The organism is Rhizobium hidalgonense (assembly GCF_002914525.1).
Lineage (GTDB): Bacteria > Pseudomonadota > Alphaproteobacteria > Rhizobiales > Rhizobiaceae > Rhizobium > Rhizobium hidalgonense.
In genome coordinates this window covers 1-1,087 of sequence record NZ_LODW01000020.1, presented here as the reverse complement: position 1 = coordinate 1,087, position 1,087 = coordinate 1, and the positions used below count along the sequence as shown (strand labels likewise).

Sequence of the window (1,087 nt, the reverse complement as noted above, 5' to 3'; positions counted from 1 at the left end):
CCTGACAAAAGTGGCGGATGCCCGACATTTGCGAGAAATGTCGACGGTTGCGCTGGGGACAAGGGAATTAGCATGTAATTCAACCGCGCTCAGGATCGTCCTGTGTCGGATCGTATTGAGCCTGCGGGGTGGAAAGTGGCGTTGCGGTCCTCGCCGCAAGTGCCTCCGTCAACTGCGCACTGGTGCTTACCTTGACGGTCAGCTTGCGCGAGACATTGCGTGCAATTGCAGTGCCTTCTTTGCACCGGCCGCCATTGATTAGAACCGCCGCATCCGCGGATCAGGCATGGGACACGAACGGCACGATCTGTGGCGATCCAATCGCGGGGCATCTGCCTTGGCAACCGGATAAGTTCATCGCCGAGGGCGACGAGACAGCGATCGCCACTTCGCGCTTTTAAAAAAGTCCTATTGAAAGAAGCGACGAACTAGCCACCATCGCAGCGCTAACTTTGTGGATGGAATGCCACACGAAGTAACTACGTTCGTTCGTTTGCGCAGACGACGAGCAGCAGGAGACAACAAACGATCTGAAGGTAACAGCGTTGACTTGTTCGCGAGATCACGCAGTAAACTTGTCTGCCGCGACATGGATCTGACAGTTCTTCGGGCAGACGCGCGCGCAGGCGCCGCAACCAATGCAGCGGCCGGCCTCATCGACAACCATGATCATACGATTGAGCTCGCCATCGAAGTCTTCCTCCTCGTCGTCGCAGATGCCGAGGATTTCACCCGCTTCACCGACGCCATAGAGGTGCATGACTTCGCGAGAGCAGGCTTTGAAGCATCGGCCACAGCCGATGCAGGTTGTAGCATCGATGCAGGTCAGGTACTCCGGCACCCAGCTGGAGCCGTCGCGCGTGACGAAAGGGCCAGTCATCGTGAATTCTCCAATGCAGCGAGCTCTTCCTTCGCAGCGTTCAACTCGGCGAAGGCGTCGAACGTCTCTCCTGCAATGGTCTTGATTCTAGCCCAATTAATCGGAAGGTCCTCGGCAAGATCGTGCAACTCCATCTTCGCAGCGGCGGCGCGGGACTGCAGCTTGCGGACCTTCTTCAGCTGCTCCACAATGTCTGACATGATCTCT

The 1,087-nt window shown here is 57.0% G+C and carries 2 protein-coding genes; both read right to left on the bottom strand.

The genetic code is table 11. The annotated features are described in order from the left end of the window. Positions 1-562 precede the first annotated feature (562 nt). Complete coding sequence (fdxB, locus tag ATY29_RS01310; protein ID WP_097537556.1) at positions 563-880, bottom strand: ferredoxin III, nif-specific; 318 nt, start codon at positions 878-880, stop codon at positions 563-565. Further along, entirely contained in the window at positions 877-1,080 is a 204-nt protein-coding gene (locus ATY29_RS01305) for a CCE_0567 family metalloprotein (RefSeq protein WP_009991124.1), read from the bottom strand. The genes fdxB and ATY29_RS01305 overlap by 4 nt, the downstream gene beginning before the upstream one ends. Positions 1,081-1,087: the final 7 nt, after the last annotated feature.